This window comes from Roseovarius sp. MBR-79 (genome assembly GCF_053628555.1).
Genome location: NZ_JBRJGP010000076.1, coordinates 1 through 1190 on the forward strand (window position 1 = coordinate 1; position 1190 = coordinate 1190).

Below are 1190 nucleotides of genomic sequence, written 5' to 3' on the forward strand. Positions count from 1 at the left end.
TTGCTATATGAGGGCCGCACGCTCCAAGGCGCTCGCCCCAAACTGGCCGACTTTTGCTCCGCCACAATGGCCGAATTTTACTCCGCCGTTGACAGAAGAAGCCGAGCTTCAGCCGGTCACGCTGCCGCACGTATCGCGCCGGAGCAGCCCCGGCGCGCTGACGGTCATGAACCGTGTAGAACAGTCCTGTGCCCGGCAGGCCAGCCGTTGCCCGATCAGGGGAATCGCAGTTGGCTTTGAGGCTGTGATCTGACCCTCTTGCTGCCGGGCGCGTGATGGATTCTGCGTGGGGAAGCTCATCCCACGGAGCCCGTTGCCGCCATGCACATCTTCCTTTCCGCCTTTGACAGCGTCCCTGATCCCCGCGCAGAGAACGCTCGGCATGACCTCGGTGAGCTGCTGGTGATCGCATTCGTTTCCGTCCTGTGCGGCGCGACGTCTTGCGCCGAGATGTCCGCCTTCGGCCGGGCAAAAGAGAACATTTTCAGGGATTTCCTCAAGCTAAAGCACTCCATCCCGTCGCACGACACGTTCTCGTTGGTGCTCGGGATGATCGATCCGAAGGCGCTCGATGCCGCCTTCGGGCAGGTGCTGGCCGACGTGTCCGCCCTGCTGCGCGAGGGCGATGTCATCGCCATCGACGGGAAGTCCTTGCGCGGCGCCCGCGACAAGGGCGAGAGCGCGCGGACGCGGATGATGGTGTCGGCTTACGCCTCGCGGCTGCGCCTGACGCTCGCCAGCGTGACCGCCGACGGGGGCACGGAGCTGGATGCCGCGCTCGATGTGCTCGGGCTGATCGCACTGAAGGGGAAGGTCGTGACTGCCGATGCCTTGCACTGCAATCGCCGCACGGTTGCGGCGATCAACGCACAGGGCGGGGACTGGTGCCTGGCGCTGAAGGCCAACCAGGACTCGCTCCTGTCCGACGCCCGGGCCTGCTTCGGCAAGGTGAACAAGAACCACCCGGTGGCACGCGTCGAAGAGACCGGGCATGGGCGGACGGAGAGTCGCACTGCGGTGGTCGTTCCGGCCAAGGGGCTGGCCGAGCACCATGATTTTCCTGGACTGAAGGCGTTCGGCCGGATCGAGGCGACCGAGAGTGTCCGATCTTTTGTGTATGAGTGATCCGGTTCATGCTTCACCAAAAGGAAGCATGAATGACCATCTCGAAAGAAATCCTGGACGAACTG

The 1190-nt window shown here is 63.7% G+C and carries 2 protein-coding genes; both read left to right on the forward strand.

Annotated elements, in window-relative coordinates:
- Positions 1 to 253, forward strand: a 253-nt coding sequence (locus ACSSV8_RS20200; RefSeq protein ID WP_454283680.1) for a hypothetical protein, incomplete at its 5' end; no start/stop codon positions are given.
- 68 nt (positions 254 to 321) lie between these two features.
- Positions 322 to 1125 carry an ISAs1 family transposase gene (locus ACSSV8_RS20205; protein WP_454283681.1) on the forward strand — a complete coding sequence of 268 codons (804 nt, stop codon included), beginning with the start codon at positions 322 to 324 and terminating at the stop codon, positions 1123 to 1125.
- Positions 1126 to 1190: the final 65 nt, after the last annotated feature.